This window comes from Halobacterium sp. R2-5 (assembly GCF_011734195.1).
GTDB lineage: Archaea > Halobacteriota > Halobacteria > Halobacteriales > Halobacteriaceae > Halobacterium.
Map to the genome: position 1 here is coordinate 747,761 of NZ_JAANTH010000001.1, position 18,644 is coordinate 766,404.

The following is an 18,644-nucleotide window of genomic DNA, read 5'->3' on the forward strand; positions in this document are numbered from 1 at the left end:
GTCCGCCGTAACTCCAGGTGGCGGGTAGCGAGCAATGAACCCCGCAGTCGGTAGCGTGACCTACGGTCGCTCCCGCGCGACCCGCGAAATCGCTTCCGTGAGGCTCTCCACGCCGATCTCCAGCGACCGCTCGTCGACGTCGAACGTGGCCGTGTGGTGGCCGCCGGGGTGGTCGGTGCCGACGCAGACGTAACACGCCAGGCCGCCCTGCTCCTGTACGCGCTTCATCAGGAACGTGGCGTCCTCGCTGCCGCCGAGGTCGTCGCGCTCCGTGACGGTGTCGACGCCAGCCACGTCCGCGGCTTCCGCGGCGAACGCGTCCCGGAGTTCGTCGTCGCTGGTGGCGCTCGGTGCCTCGCCTTCCGTGGAGAGTTCGACCTCGCAGTCGTGCATCTCCGCCGCCGACCGCAGCACGCGGTCGGCCTTCTCTTTCATGTAGCGCATCAGTTCGGTAGTCTCGCCGCGCACCTCGCCCTCCACGAACGCGTCCTCGGGGATGATGTTCGTCGCGGTGCCGCCGCCGGCGCGCCCGGCGTTCACCCGCGTCGCGCCGCCGTCGTGGCGCGGAATCGCGTAGAGGTTCTGGACGGCCGTCGCCATCGCCTGCACCGCGTTCCGGCCCTCTTCGGGGTGAGCGCCGGCGTGTGCGGGCTCGCCGTCGAACTCCGCGAGCAGGTGGCTGACCGCGAGGAAGCCGTCGATGCCCGCGACCACCTCCCCCGTGGGGTGGTCGAGCCCGAGGTGGACCGCGTAGAGGTAGTCGACGTCGTCGAGGTGGCCGCTGTCCGCGACGGCCTTCCCGCCGCCGACGCGCTCCTCTGCGGGCTGGAAGACGACTTTGAACGTGCCCGCGAAGTCGCTGTCCGCGACGGCTTCGAGGACGCCGACGCCGATGGCGGCGTGGCCGTCGTGGCCGCAGGCGTGCATCTGGCCCTCGTGCTCAGAGCGGAATCCCTCGCCCGCGGGGTGGTGGTCGTCGTCCTCGGACTCGGTGATGTGGAGCGCGTCGATGTCCACGCGCAGCGCGACGGTCGGTCCCTCGCCGCGTTCGAGCACTGCGACGGCGCCGGTGTGCCCGCCCTCGAGCCGTTCGAGGACGTCGGGGTCGGCGCCGTCTTCTCGGGCGCGCTCGAACCAGTCCGCGAGCTCGGCGTCGTCCGGGACCGCCATGCGGGCGTCCGGATCGATGGCGTCGCGGCCGACGTGTAGTTCGTCGACCCCGACGCGTCGGCACTCCTCGACGATGCGCGCGGTCGTGTAGAACTCGCACCACGCCGGCTCGGGGTGACGGTGGAGGTCTCGTCGCAGGTCGACGAGCGTCTCGCGGTCCGTGTGGTCCATGTCTCACTTGCCGTTCGGCCACCGCTTAAATGTGCGAGTCCGGCACAGGCCAGCAAGCTATTTCAACGTAGGCAGAAATTGGCAACCGTATCAGCATGAGCACCGACCAGACAGACGGGTTCGCTGACGACTTCGAAGACGACGGCGAACCCGCCATCGAGTTCTACGGCGGCAAGCTGGCGAGCGCGTTCCCGCTCGTCTTCTTCGTCGTCTGGGCGATCGTACAGAGCGGCGTCCTCCGAATCGGGGCCACCACCGGGCTCGTCGTGGGGATGCTCGTCGCACTCATCCTCGGGCTCTTCCTCGTGAAGGGCTCGTGGACGGGCTACGCGAACACTATCTTCGAAGGCATGACGCGCAAAGTCGCCGCGACCGCGGTCGTCGCGTGGCTGTGGGCGGGCATGTTCGCGAACACCATCCAGACGGGCGAGTTCGTCTCCGGACTCGTCTGGGCGGCCGACGCTGCGGGCGTCGGCGCCTCCCTGTTCCCGGCGGTGACGTTCATCCTCGCCGGGCTGCTCGCGACCGGCATCGGCACCGGCTACGGTACCACGGTCGCGTTCAGCGCGCTGTTCTTCCCGGCTGGCGTGCTGCTCGGCGCGAACCCCGCGTTGCTGTTCGGCGCCATCCTCTCCGGGGCGGTCTTCGGGGACAACCTCGCGCCCGTCAGCGACACAACCATCGTGAGCGCCGTCACCCAGGACGCCGACATCGGTGGCGTCGTCGCCTCCCGGTTCAAGTACGCCATCGTCGCCGCGGTACTGGCGTTCGTCGGCTACCTCGTGGCCGGCTCCGCGCTCACGGGGCTCGACATCGCCGGGGACGCCCGCGAGATTCTCGTGTCGAGTGCCGAGCCGCTCGGCCTGCTCCACCTCCTCTCGATGGCGGCCGTCATCGGCACCGCGGTCGCCGGCCGCCACATCGTCGAGGCGATCTCGTGGGGCATCGTCGTCGCGTTCGTCCTCAACCTCGTGTTCGGGCTCGCGGAGTTCTCCGACATGCTCGTCTTCCAGGCGAGCGAGGACCTCGGCATCGCCCAGAACCTCGCGTTCCTGCCGTTCGTCGAGCTCGTGCCGGCCGGCGAGACCGGCGTCGCCGGCAGCCTCTACGCCGGCGCGCAGGGGTTCTTCCCGCTCATCGTGCTCACTCTGCTCATCGTCGCCGGCGCCCAGATCATGATCCGCGGCGGGGGCTTCCGCGCCATCCAGGACTGGCTGCTGAACTCGGTCGCGACCTCCGTGCGCCGCGCCGAGACGACGATGGTGCTGGGCACCGCGTTCGTCAACTCCATGATCACCATCAACACCGCCGCCGAGATCGCGATCGCGCCGTACATCGCGCGGCTCGGCGAGCGCTTCAACATCAACGGCTACCGGCGCGCGAACATCCTCGACGCGAACACGTCAGCGCTCGGCTACATCTTCCCGTGGTCGGGCGGCGTGCTCGTCGGCTACGCCACGCTCCAGACGCTCCCCGGCGAGTACGAGTGGTTCGAGCAGTCGATGGTCGTCAGCCCCATCGACGTCGTGCCGTTCGTCTTCCACGGCTGGCTGCTCGTCACCGTGTTCCTGCTGGCGGCGCTCACCGGGTTCGGGCTGGAGTACACTAGCGACCGCGAGGCAGAGGAGGTGGCTCGCGCATGAGCCTCCTCGAGAAGTACACGAAGGGCTGGTCGTTCCGCACCAAGACGCCGTCCTTCCAGGAGGGCGACGAGATATCCGTCTTCGTGACGGGCGTCGAAGCCGGCACGGCGGTCGCTCGCGTCGGCGACACGAAGCTCCGGCTGCCCGACGCGGACCCGGCGCTCGTCGACAAGCGCGTGCTGTTGCGCGTGACGTCCTTCGACGACGACGAACACGTCGGCGAGGCCGAGTACCTCGAAACCGTCGGCGAGAGCGCGTTCTGAGCGCGCCCGCCGCTACCTGTTTTTCGCGAACCACGCGGACGTTGAGACGAGAGCGGGAGAACCGAAGAGAGCGAGGCTACGAGGAGCCCAGCGGCTTGACCTGTTCGAGTTCGGCTTCGACGTGAACGCTGTCCGGGAAGTTCCGCTCCATGATGTCGCGGGCGAGGTCGTCGTGGCCGTGGAGTTCGATTCGCCGTCGGTAGACCGTGTAGTTCCACGTTCCCGCCTTCTCGTCGTCGCGGCCGCCGAGACAGCGGTACAAGGGGACGGACTGTTCGTCGGGGCTGTCCGAGTGCGGGCCTTTCATCTCCGCGCCCTTCCGACGGCACGTCTCCTTGATGTCGGAGACGACGCTGTCGAGGGCGGTGCGGTCGCCGCTCTTCAGAGAGAGTTTTGTGACGAAGGTCATGGCTGGGTTGTCGTACGAACGCAAGCGCTCCACCGTGAAAAATCGTGTGTTTGGGCGGCTGGCGTGTGCCAGGGCTCCCCACTCCGACATTCTCTTAACTGGCGGTCTTCTATCTGATGGTAATGACGGTCGAAGCGACCAGCGCCGGAGCGATACTGTTCCGCGACACGCGGGACCGGCGCGAATACCTCCTCCTGAAGAGCCGGCCCGGGGACTGGGAATTCCCGAAGGGCGGCGTGGAGGGGGACGAAGAGCTCCAGCAGACGGCGATACGAGAAGTACAGGAGGAAGCCGGCATCGAGGATTTCCGCCTCATCGACGGTTTCCGTGACGACTACGACTACGTGTTCGAGGCCAACGGCACTCGCATCCACAAGACGGTCCACCTGTTCGTCGCGAAGTCCTTCGAGGCGAGCGCGGAACTGTCGAACGAGCACTCGGACCTGCAGTGGCGCGACTACGAGCAGGCCATCAACACGATCACTCAGGACGGCCCGCGGGACATCCTGCGGGACGCCCACGACTTCATCGACCAGCAGCTCGAAGAAGCCTGACCGGCCTCCCACCGGTCGCTGTTCTCCGCCGCGTAGCGACGCTCCTCTCCCGACCGCAGCAGCGAAAGACGTAGGAGGGCGAGCGGCCTCACCCCTCTCGTGGTCGACTCCGAGTTCGCGTTCGAGCTCCGCGTCTGCGCGTGGGCGGAGCGCCACTGGCACCCGGACGGCGAGCGCCCCTGTATCGTCGCACGCCAGCTGGGCACGAAGCGGCGGCGCTGGGACACCGTCGTCGTGGAGGTCGACCCCGACGCGCTCGCAGCGCGCGCGAACTTCGGCGCCGAACGACTGAACTCGGACCTCCTGCACGTCGTCAGCAACGCACCGGAAGACTGGGCGTTCTACCGGGACGCGCTCCCGCACCCGGGCTACCCGTGGCGGTACGTCCGCGAGGCGATTCACGAGGCCGCCGACCGCGGGATCGTCGACACGCGGCGGGACGGGAACAAGATCGAGCTCCGCCGGAAGTGGCCGTACCCGGACTGGGTCGAGCGCATCGTCGCCGTCGAGAACAAGCCCGACCTCGACGCCTCCGCGGCGGACGCGCTCGCCGGTCAACTGGAGCGCGATGTCGCGCTGGGGCTCGCCGACGAGGTGTGGCTCGCGACCGAATCGACGGACGAGCACGGCGTCGAGCGCGCGCTGTTCGCGGAGATGCCCGTCGAGGCCGGGATCCTCACCGTCGTGGACGGCGAGGCCGACGTCGCGTGGCACCCGCGGTCGCTCGATACTCGCTCTACTGGCACCCGCATCACGGAGCGCCCGTCGGACAGCGAGTTCGACAACTCGCCCGCGAGCTTCGAGTACGTCGACGCCGACTGGAAGGCCGGTAAGCGCCTCGAAATCGCCGAGCGAGCGTACGAGCGCGGCTGGCGGTCGTACCTCGACACGATGCGGCCGGACTGCCGGCACTTCGCGGTCCAGCCGGAAGAACACGGCTACGTCCCGTTCTGCACCGCGAAAGGCCGCGAGCAGACTGCCGCGGAGTGCTCGGGGTCGTGTCCGGAGTACGAGCCCGAGCCGCCGACGTGGCGGCAGCGCGACTGGCCGATCGAAGGCGGACCGGGGGCGGCGATTCGACGCGTTCTGGACGAGCGCCGGCAGCGACAGCGGTAGTTCGAACTCTCCGAGAAACGGACTGCGTCAGGCTTCCGAGGCGGCTCCCTGGTCGTCCTCGGGCTCCGCGACGTTCACTTCGTCGCGGGCGACCGCGAGCTTGTACGTCGGGACGGTGCGGTGCTCGACGGTGACGATGCCCTTGCGCTTGAGCGTCTGGAGCGCGCGCCGGACGTCCGCGGCCGCCACGTCCGCGTCGAACTCGTCGCGGACCGCGTGCAGCACGGACACCACGCTCTCGGCGCGCTCGTCGGGGCCCGCGATGACCGCGAACACGCGGCGCTCGTTCTCCGACATGTGGACCGCGGGCGCCTCCCCGCTCTCGGGCGCCATCCCGACGATCTCGGCGGCCTCGGCGGTCGCGCGAATCAGGCTGTTCTCGTCGCGGTAGTAGTAGTCCCGCAGCTCCGACTCGAGGTACTGGTGGACGTCGCTGCCGCTGTCCATGTCCCAGCGATCCTGCAGCACGCCGTTTTTCGTCGGCTGGAGCTCCACGATGTCCGCCAGCCGCTCGCGGTCCGCCTCGGAGAGGGTCATGCGCGTCGGTACTCCGCGGCGGTATTTCGGGCTTGCGAAGACCCCGGCAATTATTGGCTCGGTCCGCGTCCGTCAGGGCATGGCAGACACGGTCCGCTTCGACATCGAGGACGACGTCGCGACCATCACCGTCGACCGCCCGGAGAGCCTGAACGCGCTCAACGTCGAGACGCTCCAGGCGCTCCACGACGCCGTCGACGAGGCCGAAGCCGAGGAGGCCCGCGTGCTCGTGCTCACGGGCGCCGGCGACGACGCGTTCGTCGCGGGCGCGGACATCTCCTACATGGCCGAGATGGATTCTCAGGAAGCCCACGAGTACGCCGAGCTCGGCCACGACCTCGCGGACGCCATCGAGTCGTTCCCCGCGCCCGTCGTCGCCGCCATCAACGGCTACGCGTTCGGCGGCGGGATGGAGCTCGCGCTCGCCTGCGACCTCCGCGTCGCCAGCGAGACCGCCGTCCTCGGGCAGACCGAAATCGACCTCGGCATCATCCCGGGCTGGGGCGCGACCCAGCGGCTCCCGCGGCTCGTCGACGACGAGACCGCGCGCCGGCTCATCTACTTCGGCGACCGCCTCGACGCCACCGACGCTCACGAGGAGGGTATCGTCGGCGACGTCGTCGCCCACGACGAACTCGACGACCACGTCGCGTCCCTCGCCGCCGACCTCGCGGCCAAGTCCCGGACCGCGCTCCGCGCCGCCAAGGACGCTATCAACCAGAGCCACGAGACGCCCCTCGACGCGGGCCTCGACTACGAGCGCCGGACGTGGGCGGGGCTGTTCGGCAGCCACGACCAGCGGGAGGGGATGGCCGCGTTCCTCGAAGACCGCGACCCCGACTTCGAGTGACGGCCCGTTGCGGGGACAACAGTTAGGGCGTTAGGCTTGTTACCTCACACCATGGTAAACGAAGTGAAGCTCAACGAGCTCCACGAAGAACTCGGCTCGCTGTCCTACCCCGCGACCCGAGAGGACGTGCTCGCGGAGTTCGACGACGTCGTCCTCCGGTACGCGGACGGCGAAGAACGCCTCGGCGACGTCGTCGGGCGCGTGACCGAGGACGTGTTCGTCGACTCCGACGACCTCGAAGCCGCCATCTACAACAACCTCCCCACCGAGGCTGTCGGCGAACCCGGCCAATCCGAGGGCGACGGGTGAAACAAGGGGCTTAACTGACAGGGCGGTCTGCACACGGTATGGAGTTCTGCGACGAGTGCGGCTCGATGATGAAAGCCGAGGACGGCCTCTGGGTCTGCGGGAGCTGCGGGAACAAACAGCCGAAGGACCCCGACGCCTCCTACGTCGTCACCGAGGGCCAGGAGGAGACCGAGATCGTCGACGTCAGCGACGCCCAAGACCGCGGCCTCCCGACTACCGAGGTCGTCTGCCCGAACTGCGAGAACGACCGCGCACACTGGTACATGCAGCAGATTCGGTCCGCCGACGAGTCCGAGACGCGCTTCTTCATCTGCACCGAGTGCGAACACCGCTGGCGCGAAGACGACAACTAGAGACGGACCTTTTTCCGCCTCGGGTGTCCTCGCTCACTTCGTTCGCTGCGGGCACCGCTCGGCGCAAAAAGCTACGCTAAAAAGACCTGCCTCCGCGGGGCTGCGCCCCGCTCCGGCAGTGAACCGCTCGCGCCTGCGGCGCTCGCGGATGCTCGTTACCGGCTAATGGGCCTCTGTGTACGCGGACATTCAAATACGAGGACGCGACCAGCACGAGGACGCGACCAGCCGGGGCTATGCAGTGATCGACTGCGGGACGGTGGATGCGGCGAGGCGGCGAGCCGTCCCCGAAGGAGAGCCGCCGGACAGCTAGGGGTTCCGCGCGAACAGCAGGTAGCCGGTGTGGCCGACGCCCGCCGTCGACGGCCGCGAGCCGCGCTCGTCGAGGTCCATCTCGCGCTGAATCGTCTCGATGGTCTCCACGTTCGTCAGCCCCGCCTCCTCGGCGGCGAGCGTGGCGTCGCGGGCGTTCTCGACGAACGGCGAGTACACCGCGGCGTACCCACCTGAGACGAGCAAGTCGTCGGCGTGCTCGACGACTTCGGGCGCGTTCTCCGTGTCCAGCGTCAACAGGTCGAATCCGGAGAGGTCGCCGAGATGGTCCGTGACGTCGCCCGTGCGGACGTCCACGGTATCGGCAACCTCCGCGAGCTCCATGTTGTCCCGGGCGACCTCCGCGAACTCGGCGTCGCGCTCGTAGGTCACCACGTCCGCGCCGAGCCGACCGAGGTAGGCGGCGAGCACCCCGGTGCCCGTGCCCGCGTCGAGCACGCGGTCGCCCGCCGACGCGCCCGTGTGGCCGACGACCAGCCCGATGTCCTTCGGCATCATCGGCGCACCCGTCCGGTCGAGGTGGTTGAACAGGTCCGGGCCGCGTAGCTCGCGGACCGTGAACGGCTCCCCGAGGTGGGTCTCGACGGTGTCGCCGGCGTCGACGGACTCCGGCACGTCGATGACGCCGAGGTCGGTGTGGACTTCGTCCCCGGGTGCGGCGAGGAATTCCCGGTCCTCGCGGACGAGCAGAATCACTCCAGGTCGGCGATGGCCGCGGCGAGGTCGCCGTCGTTCGCTTCGAGCGCTTCGCGAGCTTCGTCCTCGCTGACGCCCGCTCGCTGCACGACGAGGTCGACGTCGTCCTGCGGGATTCCGTCGTCGCCGTCGTCCTCGCTACCGGCGTCGTCGCCGGACTCGACGGCCGGCGTGTCGTCCGCGCTCTCGCGGGTCTCGGGCTCGCCGATGATCTGGTAGGTCTCCTGACCGCGGGCGTCCATCTTCGTGACGTCCGGGTCGTCGAAGACGAGCTCGTCGCCGTCGGCCTGCTTGATGACGACCTCGGTGGCGTCGATCTCGTCGACGTCGATGCCCATCTGTTTCATCATCTGTTCCATCTTCCGTGGGTTCATGCCGCCTCCGCCAAACATGCGCAGAGAGTCGCGTTGCGAGGTGAAAAGGATGGCGAACGCGAAGACGGAGGACGGGTTCGGATGTCGGTCCCCTGTCACTTCTCGGCGCCTTCGCGAACCATCACGGCCATCCCGGTGTCAAACGACCTTTTGCTGCGCTCGGTCGCGCCGCTCTCTCGCTGGCAAAAGCTCGGCCAAAAGCCAGCGTCACTCCCTCCGGACGCTCCTCGGCCCGGACTCGCGCCGCTCGTCCGGGGAACTACTTCTCGACGCCTTCGCGAACCATCACGGCCATCCCGGTGTCGAAATCGAGCATCGACCCGGCGTCGAGCTCCGCGCGGCCGACCGCGAGCAGCGCGCCGCGCTCGTGGACGACCGCGACCTCGTCGCCGGCGCGGACGTCCGGGTCGACGGTCTGGACGAACTTCGCGAAGACGTTCTTCTCCTCGCGGACGAACGGCTCGCTGTCGTCGCCGACGACCACGCGCGCCGCGGGGTGTGCGAGGTCGTCGACGAGCCGGCGGCCGCCCGCCGCGCCGAGCGTGAAGCGGCCGTCCATTCCGACCGAGACGAGGCGGGCGCCGTCGTCGCGGGCGACCTGCTGTGGGCGGCCCGTCGTCGACCGTTCGACCTCGAATCGCTCCTCGGGCGGGAACAGCGCCGCGCCCGCGCCGGCGCCGAACTGGTAGTCGGCGACGGCTCGCAGCGAGTCCACGTCCGCGTCCTGCATGCGTCGACGGTCGGCCGGCCGGCCTAAAGCCACTTCGGGTCGCCGTCGGCGTCCGGGAAGTGGATGCGTTTATGTGGACCGGGCCGAAACTCGGACGCATGAGTGACACTACGAAAATCGGTGCGTCGGCGGTGCTGCTCGCGCTCGGCACCGTGCTGCTGGTGTGGGTGAGTCTGAATCCCACTGGGACCACGCTGCTGCTCGTCGCGCCGGCGGTCGCGACGACGCTGCTGGCGGCGGGCGCGCTGCTGATGGGGTCGACGGGCACCGACGGCCGGATGGTTTAGAGCAGGAACGTCTCCTCTCGCTCGCTGAGGTCGACGAACGCGTCTGCGACCGCGATGAGCTCGTCGGCGGTCGACTCCTCGAACGCCATCACTTCGACGCGGACGCCCTCGTGGCGGAGGTGGTTGCAGAGCCGGGAGAAGTCGCCGTCGCCCGTGCAGAGCACGACGGTGTCGACGTGGTCGGCGAGCGTGACCGCGTCGAGACTCATGCCGACGTCCCAGTCGGCCTTCTTCGAGCCGTCGCCGAACGTCTTGATGTCCTTGATCTTCGCCTCGAAGCCGATGTCCCGCAGCGCCTCGAAGAAGCTGTCCTCGTCCTCGGCCTGTGCGCGGATGACGTACGCGATGGCTCGCGTGAGTTCGCGGTCCTGGACGGCCTTCTCGAGGAGCGCGGAGTAGTCGATGTTCCGGGAGTAGACGCTCTGCGCGGAGTGGTAGAGGTTCTGCGAGTCGGCCAGTACGGCGACTCGCTGCCCCGCGTGGATGGGAGCCATACCGGCCGTATGCACCCGTCCCCTAAAGTAGGTGTGAGAGTGGATTCAGGCGGGCGGCGTGTCGTACCGGGACAGCGACAGCGTCTCCGGGTCGAGCTCGTAGTAGGCCTCCCAGGCGGGCGCCAGGGAGACAACTCGCGTCGGGCCGAACTCGCTCTCGGCGTGCTCGTGGTGGTGGCCGACCAGGCAGAGCTCCGGTTCGAGGGTTTCGAGGATGTCGTCGATGTGCTCGCAGCCGACGTCGTACTCCTCGGTGACGGGGAGGCCGTGGGGGGCTTCGTGCGCGATGAAGACGTCGACGTCGTCGAGCCGTTTGGCGCGTTCGACGTCGTCGCGGACGAAGTGGCGGCGGCGCTCGTCGCTGAGCTCGCTCCGGGAGCGTTCGAAGCGCGAGGGCGCGTAGTTCCCGGAGAGCCCGGCGACGCGAAGCCCGGCGACGGTCTCGACGGTGCTGTGGAGGAGGACCGCGTTCGAGACGTCGTCGCTCTCGACGCGGCCGTGCCGGAGCGCCTCGATGACGTCGAAGTCCTCGTTGTTCCCGCCGATGAAGTACGTCGGCAGCGGGAGGTCGTAGTACATCAGATCCCCGGCCTGGAGCGCGACGTCGGCGTCGGACGCGCGGTACGCGGCGAACAGCGACTGCCGTCTGTCGGCGGTCGTCGCGTGTGCGTCCCCGAGGACTAGCATCTACGGGAGAGTCGCACGGACGCGCGAAAAATCTCCCGATGTGCGCGCGAAGGCGCTCGCGCCGGCAGCGCTTGCGCGCGCCGATAACCATTTACTTCCGGAGTGCCAGGCTTCCACGTATGAGTGGTACTCTCGGGACGCGGGCCGCCGCCGAGAGTGCCGTCTCCTTCTCGGGTAAACGCAAACGCAGCACAGCCGACTCGGACGGCTCGCTGCGGGCGTAGCACTCCCGTGCCGGGCCGACGTGGAACGCACGGCCCGCACACCGAACGACCCGACTCAATCCAGATGGACGACACAACACTCGTGAACGGCGTCTTCCCGGCGATGACGACGCCGTTCACGGCCGACGGCAGCATCGATTTCGACCGACTGCGAGCGCACGCGCGACGGCTCGTCGACAGCGGCGTCGACGGCGTGGTGCCTGTGGGCTCGACCGGCGAGAGCGCGACGCTCACCCACGACGAGCACGTGGAGGTGGTGGAGGAAGTCGTCGACGAGGTCGGCGGCGAGGTGCCGATCATCGCGGGCGCGGGCAGCAACTCCACGCACGAGGCGCTCGGGCTCTCCCAGCGCTCCGTGGACGCTGGCGCGGACGGCATCCTCCTCATCTCGCCGTACTACAACAAGCCCGAGCCGGAGGGCATGGAGGCCCACTACCGGGAGATTGCCGACCGCGTGGACGCACCCCAGATTATCTACAACGTCCCGTCGCGGACCGGCCGGAACATCGCCGTGGAGACCGCGGAGGCGCTGGCGAGCCACGAGAACGTCGTCGGGTACAAGGCGGCGAGCGGCGACGTCGGCCGCATCAGCGAGGTCGCCGAGCGCACGCGCGAGGACGACTTCGCCGTGCTCTCCGGGGACGACGGCCTGACGCTGCCAGTCATCTCGGTGGGCGGCACGGGCACCATCAGCGTCACCGCGAACGTCGAGCCCGAGCGCGTCAGCGACCTCGTGTGGTCGGCGCTGGAGGGCGACTACGAGACCGCCCGGGAGCGCCACCGCGAGCTCGAGCCGCTGAACCGCGCGCTGTTCGCGGAGACGAACCCGATTCCCGTGAAGGCCGCCCAGGAGATTCGCGGCCACGGCCCCGCGAACTACCGGTCGCCGCTGACCGACGCCTCCGAGGAGACCCGCGAGCTGCTCCGGGAGGCGCTCGCCGACCTCGACGAGCGGGAGGTACCCGCATGAGGGTAGGGGTGACCGGCGCGACCGGACGGATGGGCCGCGAGGTCCGCGAGGCGGCCGCCGAGCGCGGGGCCGAGGTGGCGTTCGCGACGACCCGCGACCCCGACGGCGACCTCGACCCCGCGGACGGATTCGCGTCGCTGGTCGAGGCAGAGAATCCTGACGCGGTCGTGGACTTTACCGTGCCGGAGGCGAGCGTGCCGTACGTGACCGCCTGCGCGGACGCCGGCGTCCCGATCGTCGTCGGCACCACGGGCTTCGACGACGAGGAACTCGACACGCTCCGGGAGGCCGGCAGCGACGCGCCCGTGCTGCTCGGCGCGAACTTCTCGCGCGGGGTGCAGGCGCTGCTGGACGCCGTGGAGGCCGCGGTCGGCGCGCTCCCCGAGTACGACGTGGAGGTCACGGAGACCCACCACAACGGGAAGCGCGACGCGCCGAGCGGCACCGCGAACGTGCTGCTGGACCGTATCGACGAAACCCGAGGAGATTCTGACCGCGTCCACGGCCGCGAAGGTGAACAGCCCCGCGAGGACGGCGAAATCGGCGTGCACGCGCGCCGAGCCGGCGACGTCACGGGCGAGCACGAGGCGCTGCTCGCGGGCAACGACGAGGTGCTGGAGCTGACCCACCGGGCCGGCGACCGGTCGGTGTTCGCGGCGGGCGCGCTCGACGCGGCCGCGTGGCTCGCCGACCAGCCCGCGGACTTTTACCGATTCGAGGAGGTTGCTTCCGAACTATGAGCCTAGAGTCTGACGTCAGAGAGCTGTGGCAGCGACACGAAGACGGCGACCTGACCGCGGAGTTCGCCAGCGCGGACGACGCGGACACGCTCGAAGCGTTCCTCGACGCGCTCGAAGCCGGGGACGTGCGGGCCGCCGAGAAGACGAACGGCGAGTGGGAGGCCGTCGAGTGGGTCAAGCGCGGCGTGCTCCTGAACTTCGCGCTCCGGGAGACCGAGCCCCGCGAGTACGGCGACGTCACGTACCACGACGTGCTGCCGCTGCGAGAGACCGGCGACCTCTACGAGCGCGGCACGCGGAACACGCCCGACGGCACGACGCTGCGCCGCGGCTCCCACCTCGGGTCGGACTGCATCGTGATGTCGCCGGCGTTCGTGAACGTCGGCGCGTACGTCGGCGACGGCACGCTCGTCGACTCCTGTGACACCGTCGGCTCCTGCGCGCAGATCGGGGAGGACGTGAAGCTCGGTGCGAACACGCTCATCGGGGGCGTGCTCGAACCCGTCGAGGACGCACCCGTGGTCGTCGAGGACGGCGTCTCGCTGGGCGCGGGCTGCCGGGTCACTTCCGGGTTCGTCGTCGGCGAGGACTCCGTCGTCGGCGAGAACACGCTGCTGACGCCCCGGATTCCGGTCTACGACCTCGTCGAGGAGGAGGTCCTGTACGGCGAGCTGCCGCCGGAGCGGCGCGCGTTCACGCGGTACGTGGAGTCCAGCGTCGGCGAGCACGACCTCTTCGACGGCGGCGCGTTCAAGCCCGCCGTGGTGGCGATGGACCTCGAAGCCGAGACGCTCGACGCCACGCAGCGCGAGGAGGTTCTCCGGTCGTGACGCGCGTCGAGGCCCCCGCAGTGCGGCGGCTCGCGGACTGGTCGGCGAGCGACCTCCGCGACCTCGCTGCCGAGTACGACACGCCGCTGTACGTGCAGGACCTCGACCGCGTCCGAGAGAACTACGACCGACTCGCGACCGCGTTCCCGGACGCGGACGTGCACTACGCGGTGAAGGCCAACGCCGGCCGCGCGGTCCTCGAAGCGCTCCGGGGCGCCGGCGCCGGCGCGGAGTGCGCGTCCGCCGGCGAGGTGTACCGCGCGCTCGACGCCGGCTTCACCCCCGAAGAGATCCACTACACTGCAGTCAATCCGCCCGCCCGCGACCTCGACTACGTGCTCGACGCGGCGCCCGACGCGACGTTCGTGGTGGGCGCCCGCGACACGATCGACCGCCTCGAAGAGCGCGGGTTCGACGGTCGCCTCGCGATCCGCGTCCACCCCGGCGTCGGCGCGGGCCACAGCGAGGACGTGGCGACCGGCGCGGACGCGAAGTTCGGCATCCCGCACGACCGCGCGGCGGACGTGCTCCGGGAGGCGGACGCCCGCGGCTTCGACGTGGTCGGCGTGCACGCCCACGTCGGCAGCGGGATGCTCGACGACGCGGACGTCGACGCCCACCGCGAGGTCGTCGAGCGCCTCGCCGCCGTCGCCCGCGAGGCGCCCGTCGACCTGGAGTTCGTGGACGTCGGCGGCGGCTTCGGCGTCCCGTACCGCCCCGACGAGGACCCGCTCGACCTCGACGCGGTCGCGGACGCCACCCGCGACGCGCTCGCGGACGTGGACGCCGAACTGGTCGTCGAGCCCGGGCGCTTCCTCGTCGCGGACGCCGGCGTCCTGCTGGCGGACGTCAACACGGTCAAGCGCACCGACGGCGCGACGCTCGCTGGCGTCGACGCCGGCATGACGACGCTGCTGCGCCCTGCGCTCTACGGCGCCCACCACGAGGTGCGGTCGCTCGCCCGGGACGGCCACGACCGCCCGGAACGCAGCGTCTCGGTCGTCGGCCCCATCTGCGAGAGCACGGACGTACTCGCGGAGGACCGCCGGCTGCCGCGCCCGGAGCGCGGCGACCTGCTCGCGGTCGGGAACGCGGGCGCGTACGGCGTCGAGATGGCGTCCCAGTACAACTCCCGGCCGCGGCCCGCGGTCGCCGTCGTGGAGGACGACGACCACCGCCTCGCCCGCGAACGCGACTCCCTGTCCGACCTCACTGCCCCCGAACGATGATTTCAGTACATCCGCCTCTACACCGATGATTCCCTACGAACGATACCACGGCACCGGCAACGACTTCGCAATCGTCGACGCGTCCAACTACGTCCCCGACCGCGGGGCGTTCGCCCAGCGGCTCTGCGCCAGCCTCGGCATCGACGGCGTGCTGTTCCTCGCCTTAGAGGAGCGCTTCGAGCCGCCGCGCGCGGTGATGACGCTGCGCCAGCCCGACGGCTCCACGGCGGACATGTGCGGGAACGGCGCGCGCTGCGCCGCGCGCTGGGTCGCCGAGCAGACCGGCTCCGACGCCGTCATGCTGGACACGCAGGCGGGGACGCGGCGCGCGGACCTCGACGGCGAAGTCGTCACCGTGGAGATGGGCGAGCCCTCCTTCGACCCCGCGGACGTACCGGTCGACCGCGACGAGCCGATGGAGCGCGAGGCGCTCGCGGGCTACGAGGTCACCGCCGTGGACACGGGCGTCCCGCACGCCGTGGTGTTCGTCGACGACGTCGACGACGTGGACGTCGAAGCGGACGCTCCGGAGATCCGTCACCACGAGGCGTTCCCCGAGGGCGCGAACGTGACGTTCGCGTCGCCGGACGGCGAGGACGCGTTCCGCCAGCGCACGTTCGAGCGCGGCGTCGAGGGCGAGACCGACTCCTGCGGGACGGGCGCAGTCGCGGTCGCTGCGGTCGCCCACCGCGAGGGCCGCTGCGGCGACCTGGTCTCGGTCAGCCCGCCGGGCGGCGAACTCGTCGTGGACCTCTCCGCGGACCGCGCGACGCTCCGGGGGCCGACCGTCCACGAGGTCGACGGCGAAGCGGAGCCCGTGACGATCCGGCACTCGGATGACTGACTCCTTCGACCTCCTCGGTTTCCACAAGCGCGCTGTCCAGACGCCCTCCCACGAGGACGTCGGGGAGATGCGCGAGCTGCTCGTCGGGACGCTCCGGGAGCACGGCGTCGACCCAGAGGTCGACGACTCCGGGAACGTCCTCGCGTCGAAGGGGCGCGGGCGCCCGCACTTCGTCCTGAACACGCACATCGACACCGTCACGCCGCACGTCGAGTTCTCGCGGGACGGGGACGTGGTCGAAGGACGCGGCGCGTGTGACGCGAAGGGGCCGCTGGCCGCGCTACTCGCGGGCTTCCTCGCCATCGAACCCGAGGAGGGTCGCGTGACGCTCGCAATCACGCCCGACGAGGAGACGGACTCGATGGGTGCGGCCGCCCTCGATCTCGCTGCGGACGGCTACGTCGTGGGCGAGCCGACGGACCTCGGCGCCTGCACGAGCGCCCGCGGCCGCTTCCAGGGCACCGTCGAACTCACCGGGGAGGGCGCGCACGCCGCGGAACCGGGCTCGGGCGCGAACGCCGTCGCCGCCGCCGAGAGCGTCCTCGAAGCGATGCGGACGTACGACGCGGCCCGCGGCGCCGCCGAACACCCCGACCTCGGGCCGCCGACGCTCACGCCCACCCGGATTGCGGGCGGGGACGCCGCGAACCGCGTACCCGACGAGTGCACGATCACGTTCGACCGGCGGACGGTACCGCCGGAGACACAGACCGACTTCTTCGAGGGGTTCGCGGCGCACGTCCGCGAGGGCGTTCCGGCGCACGTCGACGTCGCCGTCGAGCCCGCAGAGCGCGAGACGCCGTTCCTCGAAGCGTTCGACACGCCCGCGGACAGCGCCGTCGCGGAGGCGCTCGTGGACGCGGGCGCGGGCACCCCGCGGCCGTTCGGCGCCGCTACCGAGGCCTCCTACTTCGCCGACGACGCGCCGACGGTCGTCTTCGGGCCGGGCGTGCTCGCGGACGACGAGGGCCCGGTCGCGCACTCACAGCGCGAGTACGTGCGGCGCTCGGACGTCGAGCGCGCCGCCGAAATCGTCACGGACGCGCTCCACTCGCTCGTCTAGCCGAAGAAGACGTCCGCGAGGTCCGCACCGCGGTCGTCGACGTCCGCGTACAGTTCGGTGTACCCGCAGGACGTGCAGGTCACCGTCTGGAAGTTGTTCGTCTGGATGTCGAACATCTTGGAGAGCCCGGAGCCGGTCGTGGAGATGGAGCCGACGTCGACTTCGTCGTGACCGCACTTCGGGCAGCCGTCGCGTTCGCTCTGTGGCGGGGACATGCGTGCCGCTGCGGAGCGACGCGGCATAAGCTTTCAGGAGCGCGGTCAGGCGTCGCGCGCGATGTCGCCGGCGACGCCGGTGTACGAGGCGGGCGTGAGGGCGAGCAGTTCCTCGCGCACGTCCTCGTCGACGTCGAGGTCCGCGAACAGGTCGTGGAAGTCCTCGATGGTGACGCGCTCGCCGCGCGTGAGGTCCTTCACGCGCTCGTAGGCGTCGCCGTGGCCCTCGCGGCGGAGAATCGTCTGGACGGCTTCCCCGATGACCTCGGGGTTGGCTTCGAGGTCTTCGCGCATGACGGCCTCGTTGGGCGCGACCTTCTCGAGGCCGTTCTGGAGCTTCGAGTACGCGAGCAGGCAGTACGACAGGGCCGCGCCGATGTTCCGCTTGACCGTCGAGTCCGAGAGGTCCCGCTGGAGGCGGCTCGTCGCGAGGTACTCCGAGAGGAAGTCGAGGTCGCTGTCGGCCTTCGAGAGGTTGCCCTCGGCGTTCTCGAAGTCGATGGGGTTGACCTTGTGCGGCATCGTCGACGACCCGGTCTCGGACTTGGCGGCCTCCTGGCCGAGGTAGCGCTGGGAGACGTACAGCCAGACGTCCCGCGAGAGGTCCAGCAGGACCCCGTTCACGCCCGTGAGCGCGTCGAACAGCGCGCCGAGGTCGTCGCTCGGGTTCACCTGCGTGGTCGGCTCGACGTACTCCAGGCCGAGCCCTTCGACGAACTCCCGGGAGAACGCGCGCCAGTCGACGTCCGGGAACGCGGCGTGGTGGGCGGCCCACGTGCCCGACGCGCCCGCGAGCTTCCCCGCGAGGTCGCCGCTGGCGTCCTCGACGCGAGCGATCGCGCGACCGAGACGGGCGGCGTAGACGGCCATCTCCTTGCCGAACGTCGTCGGGGTCGCGGGCTGGCCGTGGGTGCGCGCGAGCATCGGGAGGTCGGCGTAGTCGTGCGCGAACTCGACGAGCGCGTCCCGCACCTCGCGGAGTTCCGGGACGAGCACGTCCTCGACGGCGGGCTTGACGAGCAGGCGGTGCGCGAGGTTGTTGACGTCCTCGCTGGTGAGCGCGAAGTGGGTCCAGGGGTGCGCGCGCTCGGGGGCGTGCTCGCGGACGAAGTACTCGACGGCCTTTACGTCGTGGTTGGTGGCGTCGTAGCCGCGCGCGCCCTCCGTCTCGATTGCCTTCACGAGCGCCGCGTCCTCGTCGTCGAACTCCTCGTAGGCCGCGCGGAGGGTCTCGCGCTCCTCGCCGGTGAGGCCGAGCTCGACCGGGTCGAGGTCTGCGAGCGCGAGCAGGTACTCGACTTCGACGCGGACGCGAGCGCGCATCAGCGCGGCCTCGCTGGCGTACTCGCGGAGCGGTTCGGTGCGGCCCGCGTACCGGCCGTCCAGCGGCGTCACGGCGTGGAGGGCGTGGGTGTCGGTCATGATTCGGAGTGGCCGCGCTCGCGGCAAAAGCCTGCCGGTCGAGCGGACCACGAGCGTGCATACTCACGCGGCGACTGCGGCGAAAGCCGCGCATTTCTATGCCAGTTCGTGCATACTTCCCGCCCGAGAAC

The 18,644-nt window shown here is 70.0% G+C and carries 24 protein-coding genes; 14 read left to right on the top strand and 10 right to left on the bottom strand.

Annotated elements, in window-relative coordinates:
• Positions 1-60: 60 nt before the first annotated feature.
• Positions 61-1,341: an amidohydrolase gene (locus G9C83_RS04000; protein WP_167244815.1), complete on the bottom strand. Its 1,281-nt coding sequence runs from the start codon at positions 1,339-1,341 to the stop codon at positions 61-63.
• Positions 1,342-1,436: 95 nt separating this feature from the next.
• On the opposite strand from G9C83_RS04000, the gene G9C83_RS04005 reads away from it, so the two are divergent.
• Both G9C83_RS04005 and G9C83_RS04010 read left to right on the top strand, forming a co-directional pair.
• Positions 1,437-2,984, top strand: coding sequence for a Na+/H+ antiporter NhaC family protein (locus G9C83_RS04005; protein ID WP_167244816.1), 1,548 nt, complete (start codon positions 1,437-1,439; stop codon positions 2,982-2,984).
• Positions 2,981-3,247, top strand: a complete 267-nt coding sequence (locus G9C83_RS04010; protein WP_167244817.1) for a hypothetical protein — start codon at positions 2,981-2,983, stop codon at positions 3,245-3,247. Before G9C83_RS04005 ends, G9C83_RS04010 begins: the two co-directional genes overlap by 4 nt.
• Before the next feature lie 76 nt (positions 3,248-3,323).
• On the opposite strand, the gene G9C83_RS04015 is transcribed toward G9C83_RS04010, so the two are convergent.
• A complete protein-coding gene (locus G9C83_RS04015; protein ID WP_167244818.1) occupies positions 3,324-3,656 on the bottom strand; it encodes an uS10/mL48 family ribosomal protein in 333 nt (110 codons plus the stop codon).
• 122 nt (positions 3,657-3,778) lie between these two features.
• On the opposite strand from G9C83_RS04015, the gene G9C83_RS04020 reads away from it, so the two are divergent.
• Both G9C83_RS04020 and G9C83_RS04025 read left to right on the top strand, forming a co-directional pair.
• On the top strand, positions 3,779-4,210 hold the full coding sequence (locus tag G9C83_RS04020; protein WP_167244819.1) for a bis(5'-nucleosyl)-tetraphosphatase: 432 nt from the start codon (positions 3,779-3,781) through the stop codon (positions 4,208-4,210).
• Between the two features lie 99 nt (positions 4,211-4,309).
• Positions 4,310-5,326, top strand: a complete 1,017-nt coding sequence (locus G9C83_RS04025; protein WP_167244820.1) for a DUF5787 family protein — start codon at positions 4,310-4,312, stop codon at positions 5,324-5,326.
• Positions 5,327-5,353: 27 nt separating this feature from the next.
• On the opposite strand, the gene G9C83_RS04030 is transcribed toward G9C83_RS04025, so the two are convergent.
• A complete protein-coding gene (locus tag G9C83_RS04030) occupies positions 5,354-5,863 on the bottom strand; it encodes a DUF5797 family protein (RefSeq protein WP_167244821.1) in 510 nt (169 codons plus the stop codon).
• A gap of 79 nt (positions 5,864-5,942) precedes the next feature.
• Between G9C83_RS04030 and G9C83_RS04035 the strand changes: the two genes are divergently transcribed.
• The 3 genes from G9C83_RS04035 to G9C83_RS04045 are packed head-to-tail and all read left to right on the top strand — an operon-like array spanning position 5,943 to position 7,375.
• Positions 5,943-6,713: an enoyl-CoA hydratase-related protein gene (locus G9C83_RS04035; RefSeq protein ID WP_167244822.1), complete on the top strand. Its 771-nt coding sequence runs from the start codon at positions 5,943-5,945 to the stop codon at positions 6,711-6,713.
• A gap of 51 nt (positions 6,714-6,764) precedes the next feature.
• Positions 6,765-7,022, top strand: a complete 258-nt coding sequence (locus tag G9C83_RS04040; RefSeq protein ID WP_167244823.1) for a hypothetical protein — start codon at positions 6,765-6,767, stop codon at positions 7,020-7,022.
• A gap of 38 nt (positions 7,023-7,060) precedes the next feature.
• Positions 7,061-7,375, top strand: a complete 315-nt coding sequence (locus tag G9C83_RS04045; RefSeq protein ID WP_167244824.1) for a transcription factor S — start codon at positions 7,061-7,063, stop codon at positions 7,373-7,375.
• A gap of 309 nt (positions 7,376-7,684) precedes the next feature.
• Here the strand turns inward: G9C83_RS04045 and G9C83_RS04050 are convergent, their stop codons facing one another.
• The 3 genes from G9C83_RS04050 to G9C83_RS04060 form a co-directional block, all read right to left on the bottom strand.
• Positions 7,685-8,404, bottom strand: coding sequence for a tRNA (adenine-N1)-methyltransferase (locus G9C83_RS04050; RefSeq protein ID WP_167244825.1), 720 nt, complete (start codon positions 8,402-8,404; stop codon positions 7,685-7,687).
• The gene (locus tag G9C83_RS04055; protein ID WP_167244826.1) at positions 8,401-8,796 is read right to left on the bottom strand and encodes a nascent polypeptide-associated complex protein; all 396 of its coding nucleotides are present in this window, start codon (positions 8,794-8,796) and stop codon (positions 8,401-8,403) included. The genes G9C83_RS04050 and G9C83_RS04055 overlap by 4 nt, the downstream gene beginning before the upstream one ends.
• A gap of 241 nt (positions 8,797-9,037) precedes the next feature.
• Entirely contained in the window at positions 9,038-9,508 is a 471-nt protein-coding gene (locus G9C83_RS04060; RefSeq protein ID WP_167244827.1) for a PUA domain-containing protein, read from the bottom strand.
• A gap of 98 nt (positions 9,509-9,606) precedes the next feature.
• Between G9C83_RS04060 and G9C83_RS04065 the strand changes: the two genes are divergently transcribed.
• Positions 9,607-9,795, top strand: a complete 189-nt coding sequence (locus G9C83_RS04065) for a hypothetical protein (protein WP_167244828.1) — start codon at positions 9,607-9,609, stop codon at positions 9,793-9,795.
• On the opposite strand, the gene G9C83_RS04070 is transcribed toward G9C83_RS04065, so the two are convergent.
• Positions 9,792-10,289 carry an NYN domain-containing protein gene (locus tag G9C83_RS04070; RefSeq protein ID WP_167244829.1) on the bottom strand — a complete coding sequence of 166 codons (498 nt, stop codon included), beginning with the start codon at positions 10,287-10,289 and terminating at the stop codon, positions 9,792-9,794. The genes G9C83_RS04065 and G9C83_RS04070 overlap by 4 nt on opposite strands.
• Before the next feature lie 45 nt (positions 10,290-10,334).
• Positions 10,335-10,976: a metallophosphoesterase gene (locus G9C83_RS04075; RefSeq protein WP_167244830.1), complete on the bottom strand. Its 642-nt coding sequence runs from the start codon at positions 10,974-10,976 to the stop codon at positions 10,335-10,337.
• A gap of 288 nt (positions 10,977-11,264) precedes the next feature.
• On the opposite strand from G9C83_RS04075, the gene dapA reads away from it, so the two are divergent.
• The 6 genes from dapA to G9C83_RS04105 are packed head-to-tail and all read left to right on the top strand — an operon-like array spanning position 11,265 to position 16,876.
• A complete protein-coding gene (gene dapA, locus G9C83_RS04080) occupies positions 11,265-12,170 on the top strand; it encodes a 4-hydroxy-tetrahydrodipicolinate synthase (RefSeq protein ID WP_167244831.1) in 906 nt (301 codons plus the stop codon).
• Positions 12,167-12,910 carry a 4-hydroxy-tetrahydrodipicolinate reductase gene (gene dapB / locus G9C83_RS04085; RefSeq protein ID WP_167244832.1) on the top strand — a complete coding sequence of 248 codons (744 nt, stop codon included), beginning with the start codon at positions 12,167-12,169 and terminating at the stop codon, positions 12,908-12,910. Before dapA ends, dapB begins: the two co-directional genes overlap by 4 nt.
• Positions 12,907-13,740 (top strand): 2,3,4,5-tetrahydropyridine-2,6-dicarboxylate N-succinyltransferase, encoded by an 834-nt coding sequence (locus G9C83_RS04090; protein ID WP_167244833.1) that lies wholly within the window; start codon positions 12,907-12,909, stop codon positions 13,738-13,740. Before dapB ends, G9C83_RS04090 begins: the two co-directional genes overlap by 4 nt.
• The gene (lysA, locus tag G9C83_RS04095) at positions 13,737-14,969 is read left to right on the top strand and encodes a diaminopimelate decarboxylase (RefSeq protein ID WP_167244834.1); all 1,233 of its coding nucleotides are present in this window, start codon (positions 13,737-13,739) and stop codon (positions 14,967-14,969) included. Before G9C83_RS04090 ends, lysA begins: the two co-directional genes overlap by 4 nt.
• Before the next feature lie 25 nt (positions 14,970-14,994).
• Complete coding sequence (gene dapF / locus G9C83_RS04100) at positions 14,995-15,813, top strand: diaminopimelate epimerase (RefSeq protein ID WP_167244835.1); 819 nt, start codon at positions 14,995-14,997, stop codon at positions 15,811-15,813.
• A complete protein-coding gene (locus G9C83_RS04105; protein ID WP_167244836.1) occupies positions 15,806-16,876 on the top strand; it encodes a M20/M25/M40 family metallo-hydrolase in 1,071 nt (356 codons plus the stop codon). The genes dapF and G9C83_RS04105 overlap by 8 nt, the downstream gene beginning before the upstream one ends.
• On the opposite strand, the gene G9C83_RS04110 is transcribed toward G9C83_RS04105, so the two are convergent.
• Positions 16,873-17,091 (bottom strand): zinc ribbon domain-containing protein, encoded by a 219-nt coding sequence (locus tag G9C83_RS04110; RefSeq protein ID WP_167244837.1) that lies wholly within the window; start codon positions 17,089-17,091, stop codon positions 16,873-16,875. The genes G9C83_RS04105 and G9C83_RS04110 overlap by 4 nt on opposite strands.
• A 45-nt stretch (positions 17,092-17,136) precedes the next feature.
• On the bottom strand, positions 17,137-18,513 hold the full coding sequence (gene purB, locus G9C83_RS04115) for an adenylosuccinate lyase (protein ID WP_167244838.1): 1,377 nt from the start codon (positions 18,511-18,513) through the stop codon (positions 17,137-17,139).
• Positions 18,514-18,644 lie beyond the last annotated feature (131 nt).

Bases quoted from the DNA above. Each gene is read 5' to 3' on its own strand.
- G9C83_RS04000 (WP_167244815.1), bottom strand. From the start codon at position 1,341: ATGGACCACACGGACCGCGAGACGCTCGTCGACCTGCGACGAGACCTC.
- G9C83_RS04005 (WP_167244816.1), top strand. From the start codon at position 1,437: ATGAGCACCGACCAGACAGACGGGTTCGCTGACGACTTCGAAGACGAC.
- G9C83_RS04010 (WP_167244817.1), top strand. From the start codon at position 2,981: ATGAGCCTCCTCGAGAAGTACACGAAGGGCTGGTCGTTCCGCACCAAG.
- G9C83_RS04015 (WP_167244818.1), bottom strand. From the start codon at position 3,656: ATGACCTTCGTCACAAAACTCTCTCTGAAGAGCGGCGACCGCACCGCC.
- G9C83_RS04020 (WP_167244819.1), top strand. From the start codon at position 3,779: ATGACGGTCGAAGCGACCAGCGCCGGAGCGATACTGTTCCGCGACACG.
- G9C83_RS04030 (WP_167244821.1), bottom strand. From the start codon at position 5,863: ATGACCCTCTCCGAGGCGGACCGCGAGCGGCTGGCGGACATCGTGGAG.
- G9C83_RS04035 (WP_167244822.1), top strand. From the start codon at position 5,943: ATGGCAGACACGGTCCGCTTCGACATCGAGGACGACGTCGCGACCATC.
- G9C83_RS04040 (WP_167244823.1), top strand. From the start codon at position 6,765: ATGGTAAACGAAGTGAAGCTCAACGAGCTCCACGAAGAACTCGGCTCG.
- G9C83_RS04045 (WP_167244824.1), top strand. From the start codon at position 7,061: ATGGAGTTCTGCGACGAGTGCGGCTCGATGATGAAAGCCGAGGACGGC.
- G9C83_RS04055 (WP_167244826.1), bottom strand. From the start codon at position 8,796: ATGTTTGGCGGAGGCGGCATGAACCCACGGAAGATGGAACAGATGATG.
- G9C83_RS04060 (WP_167244827.1), bottom strand. From the start codon at position 9,508: ATGCAGGACGCGGACGTGGACTCGCTGCGAGCCGTCGCCGACTACCAG.
- G9C83_RS04065 (WP_167244828.1), top strand. From the start codon at position 9,607: ATGAGTGACACTACGAAAATCGGTGCGTCGGCGGTGCTGCTCGCGCTC.
- G9C83_RS04070 (WP_167244829.1), bottom strand. From the start codon at position 10,289: ATGGCTCCCATCCACGCGGGGCAGCGAGTCGCCGTACTGGCCGACTCG.
- G9C83_RS04075 (WP_167244830.1), bottom strand. From the start codon at position 10,976: ATGCTAGTCCTCGGGGACGCACACGCGACGACCGCCGACAGACGGCAG.
- dapA (WP_167244831.1), top strand. From the start codon at position 11,265: ATGGACGACACAACACTCGTGAACGGCGTCTTCCCGGCGATGACGACG.
- dapB (WP_167244832.1), top strand. From the start codon at position 12,167: ATGAGGGTAGGGGTGACCGGCGCGACCGGACGGATGGGCCGCGAGGTC.
- G9C83_RS04090 (WP_167244833.1), top strand. From the start codon at position 12,907: ATGAGCCTAGAGTCTGACGTCAGAGAGCTGTGGCAGCGACACGAAGAC.
- dapF (WP_167244835.1), top strand. From the start codon at position 14,995: ATGATTCCCTACGAACGATACCACGGCACCGGCAACGACTTCGCAATC.
- G9C83_RS04105 (WP_167244836.1), top strand. From the start codon at position 15,806: ATGACTGACTCCTTCGACCTCCTCGGTTTCCACAAGCGCGCTGTCCAG.
- G9C83_RS04110 (WP_167244837.1), bottom strand. From the start codon at position 17,091: ATGTCCCCGCCACAGAGCGAACGCGACGGCTGCCCGAAGTGCGGTCAC.
- purB (WP_167244838.1), bottom strand. From the start codon at position 18,513: ATGACCGACACCCACGCCCTCCACGCCGTGACGCCGCTGGACGGCCGG.